The 16,837-nt window shown below is 36.7% G+C and carries 17 protein-coding genes and 1 rRNA gene; 13 read left to right on the top strand and 5 right to left on the bottom strand.

The window, feature by feature from the left end; all coding sequences use genetic code 11:
- Positions 1 to 253 precede the first annotated feature (253 nt).
- From rrf to ACG9ZL_RS10485, 4 genes are all read left to right on the top strand, one after another.
- Positions 254 to 368 (top strand): 5S ribosomal RNA (rrf, locus tag ACG9ZL_RS10470).
- Between the two features lie 406 nt (positions 369 to 774).
- Positions 775 to 1,167: a putative signal transducing protein gene (locus tag ACG9ZL_RS10475; RefSeq protein WP_419359954.1), complete on the top strand. Its 393-nt coding sequence runs from the start codon at positions 775 to 777 to the stop codon at positions 1,165 to 1,167.
- A 519-nt stretch (positions 1,168 to 1,686) separates the two neighbouring features.
- Positions 1,687 to 2,886, top strand: a complete 1,200-nt coding sequence (locus ACG9ZL_RS10480) for a hypothetical protein (protein WP_419359956.1) — start codon at positions 1,687 to 1,689, stop codon at positions 2,884 to 2,886.
- Positions 2,887 to 3,294: 408 nt separating this feature from the next.
- Positions 3,295 to 3,858: a DUF4256 domain-containing protein gene (locus tag ACG9ZL_RS10485; protein WP_419327357.1), complete on the top strand. Its 564-nt coding sequence runs from the start codon at positions 3,295 to 3,297 to the stop codon at positions 3,856 to 3,858.
- Positions 3,859 to 4,537: 679 nt separating this feature from the next.
- Here the strand turns inward: ACG9ZL_RS10485 and ACG9ZL_RS10490 are convergent.
- From ACG9ZL_RS10490 to ACG9ZL_RS10510, 5 genes are all read right to left on the bottom strand, one after another.
- Entirely contained in the window at positions 4,538 to 5,644 is a 1,107-nt protein-coding gene (locus tag ACG9ZL_RS10490) for a porin (protein ID WP_336950728.1), read from the bottom strand.
- Between the two features lie 221 nt (positions 5,645 to 5,865).
- Positions 5,866 to 6,282: an HIT family protein gene (locus ACG9ZL_RS10495; RefSeq protein ID WP_336950729.1), complete on the bottom strand. Its 417-nt coding sequence runs from the start codon at positions 6,280 to 6,282 to the stop codon at positions 5,866 to 5,868.
- Between the two features lie 28 nt (positions 6,283 to 6,310).
- Positions 6,311 to 6,577 carry a YARHG domain-containing protein gene (locus tag ACG9ZL_RS10500; protein WP_004719576.1) on the bottom strand — a complete coding sequence of 89 codons (267 nt, stop codon included), beginning with the start codon at positions 6,575 to 6,577 and terminating at the stop codon, positions 6,311 to 6,313.
- Between the two features lie 81 nt (positions 6,578 to 6,658).
- Positions 6,659 to 7,531: an NAD(P)-dependent oxidoreductase gene (locus ACG9ZL_RS10505; RefSeq protein WP_336950730.1), complete on the bottom strand. Its 873-nt coding sequence runs from the start codon at positions 7,529 to 7,531 to the stop codon at positions 6,659 to 6,661.
- A 9-nt stretch (positions 7,532 to 7,540) separates the two neighbouring features.
- A complete protein-coding gene (locus ACG9ZL_RS10510) occupies positions 7,541 to 8,632 on the bottom strand; it encodes an alpha/beta fold hydrolase (RefSeq protein ID WP_336950731.1) in 1,092 nt (363 codons plus the stop codon).
- A gap of 141 nt (positions 8,633 to 8,773) precedes the next feature.
- Between ACG9ZL_RS10510 and ACG9ZL_RS10515 the strand changes: the two genes are divergently transcribed.
- The 9 genes from ACG9ZL_RS10515 (at position 8,774) to trpB (ending at position 16,741) form a co-directional block, all read left to right on the top strand.
- Positions 8,774 to 9,961 (top strand): O-succinylhomoserine sulfhydrylase, encoded by a 1,188-nt coding sequence (locus tag ACG9ZL_RS10515; protein ID WP_336950732.1) that lies wholly within the window; start codon positions 8,774 to 8,776, stop codon positions 9,959 to 9,961.
- 113 nt (positions 9,962 to 10,074) lie between these two features.
- Positions 10,075 to 10,404 carry a YbaB/EbfC family nucleoid-associated protein gene (locus tag ACG9ZL_RS10520; protein ID WP_004719585.1) on the top strand — a complete coding sequence of 110 codons (330 nt, stop codon included), beginning with the start codon at positions 10,075 to 10,077 and terminating at the stop codon, positions 10,402 to 10,404.
- 10 nt (positions 10,405 to 10,414) lie between these two features.
- Positions 10,415 to 11,011 carry a recombination mediator RecR gene (recR, locus tag ACG9ZL_RS10525; RefSeq protein WP_419359958.1) on the top strand — a complete coding sequence of 199 codons (597 nt, stop codon included), beginning with the start codon at positions 10,415 to 10,417 and terminating at the stop codon, positions 11,009 to 11,011.
- Positions 11,012 to 11,358: 347 nt separating this feature from the next.
- Positions 11,359 to 12,501: a ribonuclease D gene (locus tag ACG9ZL_RS10530; protein WP_336950734.1), complete on the top strand. Its 1,143-nt coding sequence runs from the start codon at positions 11,359 to 11,361 to the stop codon at positions 12,499 to 12,501.
- 181 nt (positions 12,502 to 12,682) lie between these two features.
- Positions 12,683 to 12,988, top strand: coding sequence for a YcgL domain-containing protein (locus ACG9ZL_RS10535; RefSeq protein ID WP_336950735.1), 306 nt, complete (start codon positions 12,683 to 12,685; stop codon positions 12,986 to 12,988).
- Entirely contained in the window at positions 12,981 to 13,394 is a 414-nt protein-coding gene (locus ACG9ZL_RS10540) for a hypothetical protein (RefSeq protein ID WP_419359960.1), read from the top strand. Before ACG9ZL_RS10535 ends, ACG9ZL_RS10540 begins: the two co-directional genes overlap by 8 nt.
- Positions 13,395 to 13,414: 20 nt before the next feature.
- A complete protein-coding gene (locus tag ACG9ZL_RS10545; RefSeq protein WP_336950737.1) occupies positions 13,415 to 14,266 on the top strand; it encodes an AAA family ATPase in 852 nt (283 codons plus the stop codon).
- 15 nt (positions 14,267 to 14,281) lie between these two features.
- On the top strand, positions 14,282 to 15,469 hold the full coding sequence (locus tag ACG9ZL_RS10550; RefSeq protein WP_336950738.1) for a vWA domain-containing protein: 1,188 nt from the start codon (positions 14,282 to 14,284) through the stop codon (positions 15,467 to 15,469).
- Between the two features lie 63 nt (positions 15,470 to 15,532).
- Positions 15,533 to 16,741 (top strand): tryptophan synthase subunit beta, encoded by a 1,209-nt coding sequence (trpB, locus tag ACG9ZL_RS10555; RefSeq protein ID WP_336950739.1) that lies wholly within the window; start codon positions 15,533 to 15,535, stop codon positions 16,739 to 16,741.
- Positions 16,742 to 16,837: the final 96 nt, after the last annotated feature.

Here is a 16,837-nt window from a genome sequence, read left to right on the forward strand (position 1 = left end):
GATAGGTTGGATGTGGAAGTGCGGTGACGCATGAAGCTGACCAATACTAATTGCTCGTGAGGCTTGACTATACAACACCCAAGCAGTTGTATACGAACTTCGAAAGAAGTAGGCATCATTTGATTCATAAAAGATCAAACATACTTGATTTAGTTGTAAAGCTAGTTAAAATATTCAACTCAAATGTTCTGTTAAACTCATTTGGTACGAAGTAAGGCATTTAAATAAGACCCGAACAAGTCCATAACAGTTTGCTGGCGACAATAGCAAGAGTGAACCACCTGATCCCTTCCCGAACTCAGAAGTGAAACCTCTTAGCGCTGATGGTAGTGTGGGGTTACCCATGTGAGAGTAAGTCATCGCCAGCTTTTAAATCTAAAACACCCCGGTCTCTAACGAGAACGGGGTGTTTTTTTATGTGTGAAAGAAAATAATAAATAGTAAGAATAAGATGTAAATTTTGTTGTTTTATATCCTCCTCAAAATATAGAAAAGTAGGATAGAGTTCCGACAAACTATAGTTATGGGTGACTTAAGCAGAATAGGATAAAAGATGAAATTTAAATAATTCATAATAATTTTTCTATTAGCTCGGAAGAATTTGTACAGGAATTTAAAACCTATCTATCCTTCAACGTATTTCCTTATTTTTTATGAAATTTGCTTTGCTTTGACATAGCTTAAAAAATGAAAGCATCAACTGAATAAATTTATGCAATATACAGTTAAATGAATTGAGCTTAAAATTCAATTTTATTTCTGTTAGGTGTTCTTATGCAATGGGTGGTCGCTGAAACATATTCATTTCCTTACGAGGCTCAGATTGCCAAAATACAATTAGAAGCAGCTGAAATTCCAGCACGTATTGAAAATGAACACACCATTAACATGGATTGGCTTTACTCCAATGCTTTGGGTGGTGTGCGACTGTTAGTTCCTGAAAGCTATGCAGAAGAGGCTAAAGGATTACTTACCCAAGATTTTAGCCAAGAATTAGAACAACAGTTTGGAGCAAGTGAAAGTTGCCCAAATTGTGGTAGTAGTGATATACAGTCATATACACAAGGAAAACGTCCCGCTTATTTGGTTTTTTTATTGCTTGGTTTTCCACTCTTTTTTTATAAAAATGGAACGAAGTGTAAAGAGTGCCAACATTTTTGGAGCTAGTGCTATATTGGTAAATTGGCAAGATATTTTAAATAAGCAAACTTTAGATCAAATAAATCACTTTCTAGAAAATATCGCAAAATTTGATCAATAAAACCAATGCATCATTCAACAGGATTTTGAAGTTGGAGGGGGTAAAGAAAATGTGGATTTTCATATTAAAGAATTAGGTGATGATTTTTTATTTTTACCAAATTATATTTAACAGGGCGTGGGCTTTATCCAGATGGAAAATATGATACATCATATTTTACCATCTTTGATTATACTGTTAATCAGAAATTATCTGATCAGCTGATTGTGGTCAAAATAGATCATCAAGGTCATTTAGACCATCTAAGTATCTAAATTGGGAAAGTTGAAATATAGAGCTAAACCTAACATGTTCATATTTTTGTTAAAATGAAACAAAGGCTAAGCTTTAAACTTGATATATTCTATGTAGAGTTTATTTGCACAATCATAAGTACTTATATTTGCTGAAATCTGAACACTGCAATTTACAAATAATGGATGAACATGGATAGAAATACTCCCATTTATGTTTCTTTAATAGGTACAAATAGCCATCAGATAAAAATTCCAGCAGGGCAAGGAAGCTTCTCAATTGGTCGAATCGGAATGGACAAGAAAAAGGTTGATGTTCTTGTCGATGAAAATGCTGTAATCAATTGGGATGCTTTTAATATTTTTTATACGCCACATGGTCAACAAAATCCGCATTTGTATCCTTATGGAAATTGGCCGAGATTTTTTTATTATTGGGGAAATGATCAGGGTTTTATTGAATGGTCGAAGAAAAGAGTAATAGAAGATTTTTCTTGGCGACCTACGCAAGCGATTTGTCTAGATTTAAGTCATGCTCAAATTCATAACTTTTCAATCAAAGCAGACGAACATCCAATCATACTGGATTTAAGTCATCCTGATGATGAGAACAAGAAGGCGTTATATTCGCTTCATTTGGCTGGTCATATTGAGCATTTTGAAATTATTACCACCGCACCATATCCCCATATTAGAATAGAGCCAACAACAAACCAAGATCCAATGATATCGGCATACCATCTTCCTGTTATGAAAAATTTAGCGGCAATAACTTCGTTAGATTTAACTGTTAAACCTTTAGGCCAAGCTTTTGATTGTGGAAGTTTATTACAGTTTCCTAATTTAAAAAATCTAAACTTAACTGGGAATATAACCAATACAACAAGTTTAAAACAACTTCAACGACTTGAACGTATTGGGATACGCTATGCCGTAAATTTGGAAGGCTTTCCAGCTTTAAATACTTGGGAAAATTTAACCTCCTTCATTGGATGGAATATTGATGAAAAAATAGGGAAAAGGTTAAATGCTGAATTAAAGCATTTAGCTAAAGAAAAGCAATTGGATTATTCTTCGGTGTCTAAATTGAGGAGTTCAATATGGTTTACCAATGAATATGGGATTCCATTTGAAAATTGGGAAAGCTGTAATGCAAAAATAGCGATCAAAGCATATAAATTTGCTTTAAAAGAAATCTCCAAGGCGAAGACGAAGCAAGATGTGGAGGAGGTAATTATTGAACTTGTAGCGATGGTTAATACATTGCCCAATATTGAAACTGTTGAAAGAGAAGATATTGGTCTTGCTATACAGCAACTGGTTGAAGCTTCAACATTAGATATAGATCAAGAAACAGTGAATACTTGGTTTGATGAAATACGAGATTTTTAAAATATTTTATTGTTAAGTAAAAAATGACAAGATTTCTTGCTATTTTTAAGATTAGGATTAGAAGTTATATTCCATAGCTAAGTTGATAACAGTTTTTGTTCTCTATATGCAACTGTCTCATTACTTTTTTTAATTAATAATTGCGTAGAAGCGAGCTTGCTTATTGATATTGTAGTCAACGCTAATTCCATAACTTATGATCGCCATGGCCATTTTTTTGTCATTGCAAAATATATTTAACTTTAGTTGAATTGGTATAAAAGGAATTGCATATGCAGAGAAATTCATTGAATTATCAGTGCCACACTGTTTAATTATTCCAATTCTGTATGTCTAAAAATTGGATTTGGTTAGGCTTGAGAGATAATGCTATGCTAATAAAGACTTAAAATAAGGCAGTAAAATAAAATGACAAAACAGCAAGAAAAACATAGTCCGTTACAAATTGAAAATCTATTAAAAACTTTAGAACAGCGCTTTCAACAGCATATAGAACGACATGCACAAGTGAGCTGGGATTTTATACAAAGACAACTTTTGCTTTGTCCTGAAAAGCTACCGGCTTTACAACAAATGGAAATGACTGGCGGTGAGCCTGATGTGGTTGTTTTACCGAATACAGAAGGTCTGTATTTTTTTGATTGTGCAATTGAGTCGCCAAAAGGGCGGCGCAGCATGTGTTATGATCGAGAGGCGTTACTCAGCCGCAAGGATCATCCTCCTGAAGATACGGTGATCGATTGGGTGCAGAAGCATGCTTTAGCGCTAATGACTGAACAACAGTATTATACCCTACAACAAATATTCAATTTTGACTTAAAAACATCCAGTTGGGTCGAGACACCAAGAGTATTACGTGAGCAAGGTGGCGCGATCTTTTGTGATCAGCGTTATGGGCGTACATTTACTTATCATAATGGTGCTGCTTCATATTATGCGAGTCGTGGTTTTCGAACCTATATCAAACTTTAACCGTTTAAAACTGAGATAGTGAAATCCTAAGATTCTATCGAGCTTGTTTTTATTTTTTTGTTTAGAATATAACTCCTGTCATAGCCTATAGTCAGCTTGTCGAAAACTCAGACACAAGAATATAATTTCTCTTAATTTATATTTTTAATTAAATCAATTGCATGAGTAAATAAAGTGTTTGATTATAAAAAAGCTTGCAATACCGCACTTTACATTAAAGTTTAAATAGTTTTGTGTAGGCGATGCCTCACTTTGTAGAGGATGCCAAACCTTGCGCTTCAAACAAAGCAGTGCTTTGTTTTTGCTCATGGGCGAGGGTACCTCCTGTACCTCCCCCCAACGGCGACATCCATGTCGCCCCACAGTAGGATAACCGTCTATGATTCAAAAGTACAAAAAATGAATCGATAGCCAACAGTTTCTAGGAGTTCATACAAAACATAAATTTAATGATTTTTAGTTTTCGTTTAAGAAACTGTATGCCTATCCAATGATGAAATTGATGTTGCTAAATGACAGGTCTGTCATGGATGATTAAACGTATGTGCTATTTATAAAAATGCTGAATTTGTATTATGGTTACTTCATTAATGAATATGAATTTTATAAAATTAGTTTTTTATTGTTGAGTCGAAATAAAAAACGGTAAGATGACTTACCGTTTTTATAAAGATTAGGATTAGAAGTTATATTCCATACCTAAGCCAATAACAGTTTTCTTTTTCTCTGGGGTAGATGTCGTTGACCAATCACGTTTTTGTTGACCAACAACACCATAGAAGCGAGCTTGTTTATTGATGTTGTAATCTGCGCCAATTCCGTAAAGGTCTTGTTTACGATCATCACGCCCATCGAGTTCTGTTGTTGCAGAAATATATTCAGCTTTTAGCTTAATTGGTGTAGAAGGAATCGCATATGCAGCAGTGATGCCATAAGCATTTTCTTTCAAGCCTTTGAACGATGTTACTGTAGTACCAGAAGTGGTTGCAACAGTGTCATCAGTTGGTTTGGCTGTTTGCCATAATGCACCGAATACTAAGCCATCAAGACCCGCAGGTTTCAAGTCTACAGAACCTGTAACACGGATTGCGTCAGAGTAGATTGTGTTACTACCTAATTCAGAGTTATATGCATTATATTTAGATGCAACACCGAAGTTACCTGCAACAGCAGCAGCTAAACCGTAGTCTTTGTTGTCATAAGTAAGTGAGGTAGAGATACCATCACCGAAACTATCACGACTACCTTTTTGGCCTTTAGCATCATTTTTTAAAGCAGATGATTCTTCACCTTGCTGGAACATGATGTTGAAAGCTAAACCAGCCAATAATTTTTTATCAGTTTCAAAACCGATCACGTTTTTTAAACGATCTTCACCAACTAAAATCGCAGTCATATCGAGTTCATTGTGATCGTTGAAGATATCTTGGTTGTTACCAGCAGCATTTTTGAAATATGAATCAAACTGACCCACTTTTAAAGTTGCGATACCGTCTGATTTAATCCCCACGAAACGGTTACGGTTAGTAAAAGCATCGCCATCACCATCAGCACTGATTTGCCATTCTGCCAAGTAAACTGCAGACAATTTATCTGTTAATTTCTCTTCGCCTTTAACACCAATGCGAGAAGCGTTAGAGTTTACTTTAGTTACGCTTTCGTCTTTAAAGCCATTATTATCGATTTGATCTAAAGTTACGTTGAATTTACCATACAATGTTGGCGCTGCTTGAGCTGCGCTTATGCTAAGGGTGGCGATTGCTGCAGCGAGTAGCACTTTTTTCATTGAGATTTCTCCAAAACATGTTCAATGGGTTTGCAGTTACTTTTTTTATTCAGTAAGTGTGGATTTGTGCACTACTTACTAACTTGCATGCAGTATCTGTAAACTTTGTTACATATCAGTGAAGAAAAAATGACAATTTAATGACGTGAATTTAACATTTGTGTAATTTAAATAAAAAAATGAGGCCTGATTAGCCCCATTGATTCTAAAAAGATTTTTAATTAAGCCAGTGCAATCTTAATTTTTTCAGCAAACCCTTTAATTTTTTCCTGATCACCCATTTGAATAGCGTGACGACCTAATTCATGCACCGAGCTCGGAATTAAATGAAAGTGTACATGAGGTACGGTTTGTCCAGCAGAAGCCCCAGAAAGTTGCATCAATACAATACCTTGAGTATTCAAAGCTGTTTCAATTGCTTGCGCTATTTTTTGCACAATCTTGATTGTATAAGCTGCAATTTCAGGATCTAAGTCGAGCAATGTGATAGCAGGAGCCTTCGGAATAATCAGAGTGTGCCCATCGGCTTGCGGCATGATATCCATAAATGCAAGCACATGATCATCTTCATAAACTTTAATTGCAGGAAGTTCACCACGTAAAATTCGTGCAAATATATTCTGATCATCATAAGCCATGTTTATTTCCTTGAAAGTGTGAATGTGATTATTTACAGTTCAATTCTTTCTGACGTTCCTTGATAGAGTCAAGTTTTTGCTGCTCTTTTTCAGAAAATTTAGGCTTACTTGTATAACAATTGTCATTATTATATTTTGCTTTTGCTTCAGGATCTTTAAAACAGAACCCTTTTGATGCATAAATGACATTGTAATCATCTTGCAATTTTTTACATTCTTGGGTGTTATCAGCAAAAGCGTGACTAGCGACTAAAATAGATAAACTAGAAAGTGTAGCAATTACATATTTATTCATGATACGACCTCGAAATTGACATATTTACATGTCACTTAATCTGATTATAAGGTTTAGTTGTGATTATTCAATGACGAAAAATTAATCTAATGTAATTTTGCTCCATGATTCATACATTTTTACGGCGGTAGAAAAATCGCTATCAGGCTCTGAAAGACTATTGGCTACGGTAATTAAGCTTTGTGTTAAACCAAGAATAGGTGCTGATAATCTTGCATCACGAACTAAATCAATGGCAATACCGGTATCTTTTGCCAATAAGGGTAAAGCAAAGGTCAGTGGAAAGCTACGATTGAGGATACGTTGCGGTAGTGCGGTTTCAGTCACACCACTTTTACCACTGGATGCATTGATACAATCAAGTGCTTCATTTAAATCTACTCCATGTGCTTTCAGTGTGGTAAATCCTTCAGCAGCCGCACATAAATGAACCGCCATCATCATATTATTTACAGCTTTTACTGCAAAGCCTGCACCTGAGTCACCAACACGTTTAATTAATTTACCCATCGCTTGCATTGCAGGTAGGGCAATTTGAAACGCTTCTGCCGAACCGCCGACCATGAAGGTCAGTGTTGCATTTTCAGCGCCAATGGTTTGACCACTTACAGGTGCATCCAAAAAGTGAATATTATTTTTGAGAAGATACTCAGACTGTTTACGCGCAGCATCAGGTACACCACTGGTACAATCGACCCAAATCGCGCCATTTTTGATCTTTAAATCTTGGATTAAATCATCAATATCTTGGCTAGTCGGTAAACATGAAAAAATAATATCAGCTTGTACTGCTTGATTAAGTTCGACCGCTTGAGTACCAAACTGAGTTGCATGTTGCTTAGCCTTTGCAAAATTTCGATTCCATACATATACGGTATCAAAATATTTGGGTAAATGTGCTGCCATACGATAGCCCATTGCGCCTAAACCAATAAATGCAACTGTAGTCTTCATATCTATCTCTTAAATTTTTGTCGATCTTTGTTCTAACCATCTGGACAGAGTAGGCCAAAATTCATCTGCACTTTTTTGACTAGACATTAGCCCTAAATGTCCCCCAGGAATAAGAGTAAACGTGACATCACTACTCTTTGTCAATTCACTTAAAGGCTTAACTGCATCTGCGGTGACCATTTGATCATTTTTTCCAGCTCCAATCATCAGTGAACAGTCGATATTTCTAAGTTCAATTTTATGGTTACTGAGCTGAATTGCCCCATTTTTCAGTGGATTTTGCAGCCAAACATTAAATAACATGTCTTGATTGACACCACCGGGGTAATCCACCATGTGATTTAAAAAATTTCCAAGGGTGGCGTGTTCATGCAAGAGTTCTTTGTCGTCTAAATTTAGCAACAATTGTTTATGACCCTCATACCAACCCTTTGGATCTAAAATCTTAAAACCAATGGCATTGAGTAAGCCGGGGGTATGTATCAGTTTTTTCGGTAAACCACCTTTATATAAAGTATCTTTCAGTTTTTGACTCTTTATAATCAAATTATTTATTTTTTGATAAAGTTTACCAATGCCACCCGAGGCGTAACTGTCAATTGGACTGGCCAAGATAATTAAGTTTTTAACATAATTGGGTTGGCGTAATGCCGTGTAAAGTAATACAAAAATGCCAGCCATACTCCACCCATGAAGGGATATTTGCTCACTTTGAGCATGCTCTCGAATTTTATTAATGCATAACGGCATGGCTTCATCAATAAAATATAAGAAGTTTAAGTTGCGATCTTGATAACTGAGTTTTCCCCAGTCCAATAGATAAACATCATAACCTTGTTCAGTAAAATATTTAATGAGTGAACGATAAGGGTAGAGATCATAGATTGCCATATTGATAGACAATGGTGCTGTAAAAACCAAAGGTTCCTTAAATTTTTTTTCAACAGCTGCATAGTAACGCACTTTGGTTTGATGATGCTCTGCAATAATTTTATAAGGGGTACTTTGAGATAAAACCAATGACTTACCATTGAAGATACGTGTGGTTAGATTCTTCAATTTGGATTTGCGCTGTTGGAACTTAGCTGATACTTGTGTCATAAGCGGTGTTTGTCTCATTTTTATGCAGATTTAAGCGAAGTGTATGTGATAATTTACGATTTTACCTTGACCTTAAATACATAGGACGCTCAAAATGTTGGCAATATTTTACAAAGGCAGTTTTTGGACTGAGTAGTTGAAATGAGCCAGCACGACGACATTGAATACCAACTTGATACTTTAGCGATTCGTACAGGTCATACACGCAGTTTTGAAGGTGAACATAGTGAGCCGATTTTCCTCACTTCGTCATTTGTGTATGAAAATGCAGCGGAAGCAGCAGCAAAATTCTCTGGTGCTGAACCAGGCAATATTTATTCACGTTTTACCAATCCAACAGTAGCAATGTTTGAAACGCGTTTAGCTGCACTCGAAGGTGGTGAACGGGCTGTGGCAACAAGTTCGGGTATGGCTGCCATTATGGCAGTTGCAATGTCGTTCTTAAAAGCAGGTGATCATGTGATTTGTTCGCGTGCTGTTTTTGGTTCTACTGTTGCATTATTTGAAAAATATGTCGCCAAATTTAATGTCGCAGTGACTTTTGTTGATTTAACTGATTTAACAGCTTGGCAAGACGCGGTTCGTCCTGAAACTCGCTTACTGTTTGTTGAGTCACCTTCAAATCCCTTGGCTGAAGTCGCTGATATTCAAGCACTATCAGATTTAGCACATGCAAATGATGCTTTATTGGCTATCGATAACAGTTTTTGCACACCAATTTTACAGCGCCCATTACAATTTGGTGCAGATTTAGTGATTTACTCTGCCACCAAATATCTAGATGGACAAGGTCGTGCACTGGGTGGGGCTGTGGTCGGAAATCACAAATTACTTGAAGAAGTATTTGGTTATGTTCGTACCGCTGGCCCATCGATGAGTCCATTCAATGCATGGGTCTTTTTGAAGGGTTTAGAAACCTTAAAACTACGCATGAAAGCGCATTCTGAAAGTGCACAAAAAATTGCCGAGTGGCTGGTTGCTCATCCAAAAGTGGAAAAGGTTTATTTTGCTGGATTAGCAGACCATGTTGGGCATGAGTTAGCAGCCAAACAACAAACTGGTTTTGGCGGAATCGTTTCTTTTGAAGTGAAAGGTGAGCGAGAAGGTGCATGGAAAGTTATTGACCACACACAATTTATCTCAATTACAGGCAATCTGGGTGATGCTAAGTCAACAATTACTCATCCTGCGACAACGACTCATGGTAAGCTTTCTCCTGAAGCTAAAGCAGCAGCGGGTATTCGTGAAGGTTTAATCCGTTTGTCTGTTGGTTTAGAAGATGTCGATGATATTATTCGTGACCTTTCTCATGGATTAGATTTAATTTAAGATAAGCATAATTTGTGAAAGAGTTTGTTTCATTTTCTTCTAGGCATTTAAAAAAACTAGTCATGAAAGTGCAAGACAGAGATTTAATTTAGGACTTTTGTTCGGAGTATTTTATGAACATTAATATGCTTATGCAGCAAGCGCAACGTATGCAGAAAGATATGGAAAGCAACGTTAAAAAGGCAAAAGAACAACTTGCCCAAACTGAAGTGAATGCTGAAGCTGGTGGCGGTTTAGTAAAAGTAACAATGACTTGCCGGAATGTTGTTAAGCGTATCGAAATCAGTCCAGATTTGTTACAAGACGATCCAGATATGATTGAAGACTTGATAGCAGCAGCAATGAATGACGCGGCTCGCCAAGCTGAAGTTATTACAGAAGCGAAGATGAAAGAAGCTAATTCAGGTATGGGTTTACCACCAGGTCTTTCAGGTTTGTTCTAAGGAATCATAGGTGTTTAGCGACCGTTTTGACCAACTCGTACAAGCTTTACGAATCTTACCTAGTGTTGGGCCGAAATCGGCTCAACGTATGGCACTCCATTTGATCATGAAAAATAAAGAAGGTGCTATTGGTTTGGCGCATGCGCTAAATGAAGCAACCTCTTATATTCATGAGTGTAGTGTTTGTCATTCTTTAACTGAAAATGAAGTCTGTGATATTTGTTGCTCAAATGATCGGGATGATCAACTGCTTTGTGTGGTTGAGTCCCCAGCAGATGTGATGGCAATAGAGCAGTCTGGTAGCTTTAGAGGAAAATATCATGTACTTGGTGGACATTTGTCGCCTTTAGATGGTATTGGTCCTGAAGAGATAGGTATTCCATATTTAGTGCAACGTTTAACTGATGGTAAAATTACTGAAGTAATTTTAGCCACCAATGCAACTGTAGAAGGGCAAGCGACTGCACATTATCTTGTAGAAGCAACAAAACATTTGTCTTTGCAAATGACACGAATCGCACAAGGTGTTCCACAAGGTGGTGAATTGGAATATGTGGATAGTCATACATTAAGTCAGGCTGTTCATAATCGTATGCAAATGAAATAGTGATCTTAGGTTTTGTAGCATTTAGAGTTTGTTGGGCTTGGATGTTTAGCGCAAATGCGATAACGATTAAAAGATCAACAAACTCTGTTTAATTTAAAAATTATTTACATTCATTCTAAATTTTTTATGTACACTCAAGCTAAATCAATGATTAGCCTGGTTATTTATTACTTTAAAATATGCTTTTATTAAGTTGTAAAACCTATATATAAAATAAATATTCACAAGAAACTTTATTGAAAAATAAGGTGTTTACGGAGAATTAGTTTAAAAATATTATATTTAAATTTTATATATTAAGGTAAAATCATATTTCATTTGAATGTAACATTTTGACTTAAACTGACATGTTTCAATTTATTAATCAACAGACCGATCTCGAACATGTGTTGAATTTGATGCAACATACTTCGACTTATGGTCTAGATACTGAATTTATTAAAGTCGACACACTTTGGCCAAAACTCGGTGTATTCCAAATTAATGTCAATGGTCAAGTATTCTTGCTCGACGGTACAACTCTAAATTTAGATCAATTTTGGTTTGAGCTTTTTAAAGCACAGCAAAATGTTTTTCATGCCTGTGGGGAAGATATTGATTTAATTTATCATTATGCAGATAAAAAAAACCTGAATAATGTGTTCGATACGCAAGTTGGGCTGTCTTTTTTAGGCCATGGTCTACAAGTCAGTTATCAAAATGCTTTGAAATTAGTCTTAGATATCGATATTGATAAAGATCAGACACGTTCAGATTGGTTGGCTCGACCACTAACAGATGAACAAATGAATTATGCTGCTAATGATGTTTTATACATTATGCGTCTGGCTGAAAAAGTAAAAGCTGAATTGGTCGAGAAAAGTTTATACTCGCATGTGCTTGAAGATTGCCAAAATTTGACTTTTGAAATTGCTTCTGAAACCCCGAAAGACAAATTGTATTGTGATATTGGTAATTACCGTCATTCCAGAAAACAGCTAATGCAATTGCAACAGTTGAGTGTTTGGCGTGAAGAAATGGTTAAAGCACTGAATCAACCGCGTAGCTTTATTCTCAAAAGTGCCACAATGATTGATTTAGTTGAAGTCAATCCAAAAAATAATTTTCAATTGTCTTCTGTTAAGGGGATACGTCCCAATATTGTTCGTGAGCATGGAAAAACAATTTTAGATTTATTGAAATTCCTGCCTGAAACAGATGAGTGGCCACTTCGTATTGCTCGCCCAATCAAACATTCATCTCAGGGAATCACGGTTGAAGTAGATGAGTTGATTTCTCAGGTTTCATTTGAAATGCAAGTACCCAAAGAAGTACTTATGCGTAAAAAATGGCTGAATGCCTTGTATCATCATGTGGTATTTCATGGTAATGAGCAAGATTTACCTGGGTATTTACTGGGATGGCGCTATGAATTGCTCACTCAGCCGCTTATCCATTTACTACAAGAAGATATTAAATTTTTAAGTATGCAGATGAAAGTAAATGAGTGATTGGAACTGGTTCTTTTGAGCTATTGTTTAGGGGAATAATCTTCAAGACTATTGCGTTACTATTGATCAAAGAATTAGCAATTGAACCTAAATAACGACTGATGCGTTAACTTTCGATAATGTCTCCATTGTTTTTTTCATGTATGCTGTCAACTAAGTTTTACTGAAGCTGTTGTTTAAAATGCATTGTGATATTTATAAATCGAGCAAAAAAGATGAAATGTATCTTTATGTGGCTCGTCCAAATCATCCAAATAAAGATGAAAGTGCAGATCCCTTAGCGGCTCTTTCTGAGCCTCTACGTATTGCCTTTGGTCGGGCTACGCATGTAATGCATCTTGAACTAAGTGAAACTAGACCATTGGCACGTGTAAATGTGTTACATGTAATCGATTCACTTAATACAAAAGGCTTCTTTATTCAAATGCCGCCAGAAGGTTTAATTAACCCAAATGCGGTTGAACCAGAGGGACTACGTGGTGCTTGATCAGTTATCAGGAATATGGGCAAATTTTTTAGATCTATTTGATTCTATCCCAGAAGATAATATTGCAATATCCGTCTATATTCTTGGGACGCTGTTGATTTTATGGTGCTGGTATTCGATTTCAAAGCGATTGCCATCGCCACTTGGCGGTATTACATGGATCATTGTATTTGCCGTTCTAGCAACCCCGACCATTTCTGAAGGACCAAACTCAGCGATTGCGCCAGCAATTTTTGGACTGTTATTTGGTATTCTTACCAAGGATTCACCATTGATTTGGTCAAATCTTGCCTTAATTACATTTGTTATGGGTATTGGTTTAGTCATTGGATTTTTTTGGTCTAAATACAAAACTACGAAAAATGCCCAAGCAAGCGCTGTAGCAAAAAATATTTCACCACTTTAAATAAAAAATAAAGGTAAGTTATGTCTGTAGATTCTCAACAATTCACAGGTACTGAACAGTATATCGCAACGGATAGTTTAAAACTGGCTGTAAAAGCAGCTCGAGCATTGCAAAAGCCATTATTAGTCAAAGGCGAACCTGGTACAGGTAAAACCTTATTGGCTGAACAAGTTGCTGAGAGTCTAGGCCTTAAATTAATTACTTGGCATATTAAATCTACAACCAAAGCACAGCAAGGTTTGTATGAATATGATGCAGTTTCTCGTTTACGTGATAGCCAGTTGGGTGATGACCGTGTTTACGATATTAAAAACTACATCAAACCAGGTAAGTTGTGGGATGCATTTACCAGCGAAGAGCGCTGTGTATTGTTGATTGATGAAATAGACAAAGCCGATATTGAATTTCCAAATGACTTGCTACATGAATTAGACAAAATGTCATTTTTTGTCTATGAAACAGGTGAGACCATTACTGCAACTCAACGTCCGATTGTGATCATTACTTCAAATAATGAAAAAGAACTGCCAGACGCGTTTTTACGTCGTTGTTTTTTCCATTATATTGAATTTCCTGATGAAGAAACGATGCGTGAAATTATCGCAGTTCATTTTCCTGATATCTCCGGAACACTGGTTTCAGAAGCATTACAAGTCTTCTTTAAATTACGCCAAGTGCCTGGCTTAAAGAAACCTCCTTCAACATCTGAATTAATTGACTGGTTAAGCTTGTTAATGGCAGATGATATGCCTGAAGACATTTTGCGTAATCATGATAAATCAAAAGCGATTCCACCTTTATATGGCGCATTGATTAAAAATGAGCAAGATGTACAGTTGCTTGAACGCTTAGCCTTTATGTCACGTCGTTAATGAGGAGATCGCAACATGTTTGTGCGATTATTTTATACCCTCAGGAAATATGGTGTTCCAGTTTCAACACGTGAACTCATTGATCTCAACCAGGCAATTAGTGAAGGATTAGTTTTTGCCGATCAAGATGATTTTTATCAATTAGTAAAAACAGTCATGGTCAAAGATGAACGCTTCTTTGACAAATTTGACCGTGCCATGAAAGATTATTTTGAAGGTATTCATACTTTTGATATCGATGATCTGCTCAGTAAAGTTCAAAAACTTCCCAAAGACTGGTTTGATTTAGAGTTACTTGAAAAACATTTAACACCAGAACAACGTGCTGAATTGCTGAAAGCAGGTTCGCTTGAAGAACTAATGAAGATGTTGGAAGAGCGCTTGCGTGAACAACACAAAAAACATCAAGGCGGCAACCGTATGGTTGGCACAGGTGGAACTTCACCGTTCGGTGCTTTTGGTGACCATCCTGAAGGCGTGAGAATTGGCGGCCCGAGTCGCAAAAATTCAGCCGTAAAAGTTTGGGAACAGCGTAAGTTTCAAAATTTGGATGATGAACAAATTTTGGGTACTCGACAAATGCAAATGGCTTTACGTCGTTTACGTAAGTTTGCTCGTCAAGGTGCTGCAGAAGAATTAGATATTAACAGCACTATTTATGAAACTGCCAAACAGGGCATTCTAGATGTACAAATGGTGCCTGAACGGCGTAACCGTATTAAAGTTTTGATGTTGTTTGATGTGGGTGGATCGATGGATTCACACATTGCGCAATGTGAAAAACTGTTTAGCGCGGCAAAAACTGAATTTAAAACTTTAGAGTATTTCTATTTCCATAACTGTCTATATGACTATGTGTGGAAAGATAATCATCGTCGTTCGTCTACCCGCATGAATACATGGGATTTATTTAATACCTACGGGAAAGACTATCGTGTAATTGTGGTAGGTGATGCAAGTATGGCACCTTATGAGCTGAAATCGGTTGGTGGTTCTGTCGAATATATGAATGATGAAGCTGGGGATGTATGGTTACGTCGCTTACGCAATCATTTTGAAAAAACAGCATGGTTAAATCCAGAAGAGCAAGGTTACTGGCATTACACGCAAACCATCGCACTTATTAAACAATTATTCGACGATCATATGTTTCCAATGACCCTTAAAGGTATTGAGGATATGACGAAATATTTGTCACGATAAATTATTCTCAAGCAAAGTTGTTATTCATAAATTCAACGGCTAATTTATTAAATAGGGAAAGAAATGGATCATCAAATAAATGGTATTGCATTACCAAATGAACAAGGCTTTTTTGGTGAATATGGTGGTCAATTTATTCCACCTCATTTAAAAGAAGCAATGGATGAAATCAATATTGCATATGAAGAAATTCGTAAAACGCCTGAATTTCAAAATGAATTGGCTGATTTATTTGCCAATTATGTAGGTCGTCCTAGTCCTTTATACCATGCAAGACGCCTTTCTGATCAATTGGGTGGTGCACAAATCTATTTAAAGCGTGAAGACTTAAATCATACAGGCGCACATAAAATTAACCATTGTTTGGGCGAAGCTTTGCTTGCCAAATATATGGGTAAAACCAAAGTAATCGCAGAAACAGGTGCTGGTCAACATGGCGTTGCACTTGCAACAGCGTGTGCTTTGGTCGGTATTCCATGTGAAATTCATATGGGACAGGTGGATATTGAAAAAGAGCATCCCAATGTCGTGAAAATGAAGATTTTAGGTGCAAAACTGGTTTCAGTCACTCAAGGTACTGCAACACTCAAAGATGCTGTAGATAGTGCATTTGAAGAGTATTTAAAAGATCCTAAAAACTTTATTTATGCGATTGGTTCTGTGGTTGGACCGCATCCTTTCCCAAAAATGGTACGTGATTTCCAATCTATTATTGGCAATGAAATTAAAGTTCAAGCCCAAGATCGCTTTGGCGCACAACCTGATTATGTAGTTGCATGTGTAGGCGGTGGCTCAAATGCAATTGGCGCATTCACTGCATTTTTAAATGATGCAGAGGTTAAACTTGTTGGTGTGGAACCAGCAGGTCATGGTCTGGATACTCAACAGCATTCAGCAACATTGACTTTAGGTAAACCAAGTCAGATTCATGGTATGGCATGTTATGTGCTTGAAGATGAACAGGGCGAACCCTTGCCTGTGCACTCGATTGCATCTGGTTTAGATTATCCAGGTGTGGGCCCTCAACATAGCTTTTTAAAAGATTTAGGCCGCGTGGATTACTCTACAGCAACCGATCAAGAGTGTTTAGATGCGTTTATGACCCTTTCACGAATAGAAGGGATTGTTCCTGCATTAGAAAGTTCTCATGCTGTGGCGTGGGCAATTCGCGAAGCGCCTAAATTAGCGAAAGAAATTAAAATTGTTGTAAACCTTTCTGGACGTGGTGACAAAGATGCCGACTATGTTGCTGGAAAGTTAAATCTAAACTGATTAAAAATTGATTTGATCTAAAAACCTAGCATTGGCTAGGTTTTTATTTTGTCGTTAAATTTGAAATTCAGGTTTAGCTTCTACTTAATGAAGTAA

The sequence above is a fragment of the Acinetobacter legionensis genome (assembly GCF_048551735.1).
Taxonomy (GTDB): domain Bacteria; phylum Pseudomonadota; class Gammaproteobacteria; order Pseudomonadales; family Moraxellaceae; genus Acinetobacter.

Coding starts and splice junctions, on each gene's coding strand:
- ACG9ZL_RS10475 (WP_419359954.1), top strand. CDS start 775: ATGCAATGGGTGGTCGCTGAAACATATTCATTTCCTTACGAGGCTCAG.
- ACG9ZL_RS10480 (WP_419359956.1), top strand. CDS start 1,687: ATGGATAGAAATACTCCCATTTATGTTTCTTTAATAGGTACAAATAGC.
- ACG9ZL_RS10485 (WP_419327357.1), top strand. CDS start 3,295: ATGACAAAACAGCAAGAAAAACATAGTCCGTTACAAATTGAAAATCTA.
- ACG9ZL_RS10490 (WP_336950728.1), bottom strand. CDS start 5,644: ATGAAAAAAGTGCTACTCGCTGCAGCAATCGCCACCCTTAGCATAAGC.
- ACG9ZL_RS10495 (WP_336950729.1), bottom strand. CDS start 6,282: ATGGCTTATGATGATCAGAATATATTTGCACGAATTTTACGTGGTGAA.
- ACG9ZL_RS10500 (WP_004719576.1), bottom strand. CDS start 6,577: ATGAATAAATATGTAATTGCTACACTTTCTAGTTTATCTATTTTAGTC.
- ACG9ZL_RS10505 (WP_336950730.1), bottom strand. CDS start 7,531: ATGAAGACTACAGTTGCATTTATTGGTTTAGGCGCAATGGGCTATCGT.
- ACG9ZL_RS10510 (WP_336950731.1), bottom strand. CDS start 8,632: ATGACACAAGTATCAGCTAAGTTCCAACAGCGCAAATCCAAATTGAAG.
- ACG9ZL_RS10515 (WP_336950732.1), top strand. CDS start 8,774: ATGAGCCAGCACGACGACATTGAATACCAACTTGATACTTTAGCGATT.
- ACG9ZL_RS10520 (WP_004719585.1), top strand. CDS start 10,075: ATGAACATTAATATGCTTATGCAGCAAGCGCAACGTATGCAGAAAGAT.
- ACG9ZL_RS10530 (WP_336950734.1), top strand. CDS start 11,359: ATGTTTCAATTTATTAATCAACAGACCGATCTCGAACATGTGTTGAAT.
- ACG9ZL_RS10535 (WP_336950735.1), top strand. CDS start 12,683: ATGCATTGTGATATTTATAAATCGAGCAAAAAAGATGAAATGTATCTT.
- ACG9ZL_RS10545 (WP_336950737.1), top strand. CDS start 13,415: ATGTCTGTAGATTCTCAACAATTCACAGGTACTGAACAGTATATCGCA.
- ACG9ZL_RS10550 (WP_336950738.1), top strand. CDS start 14,282: ATGTTTGTGCGATTATTTTATACCCTCAGGAAATATGGTGTTCCAGTT.
- trpB (WP_336950739.1), top strand. CDS start 15,533: ATGGATCATCAAATAAATGGTATTGCATTACCAAATGAACAAGGCTTT.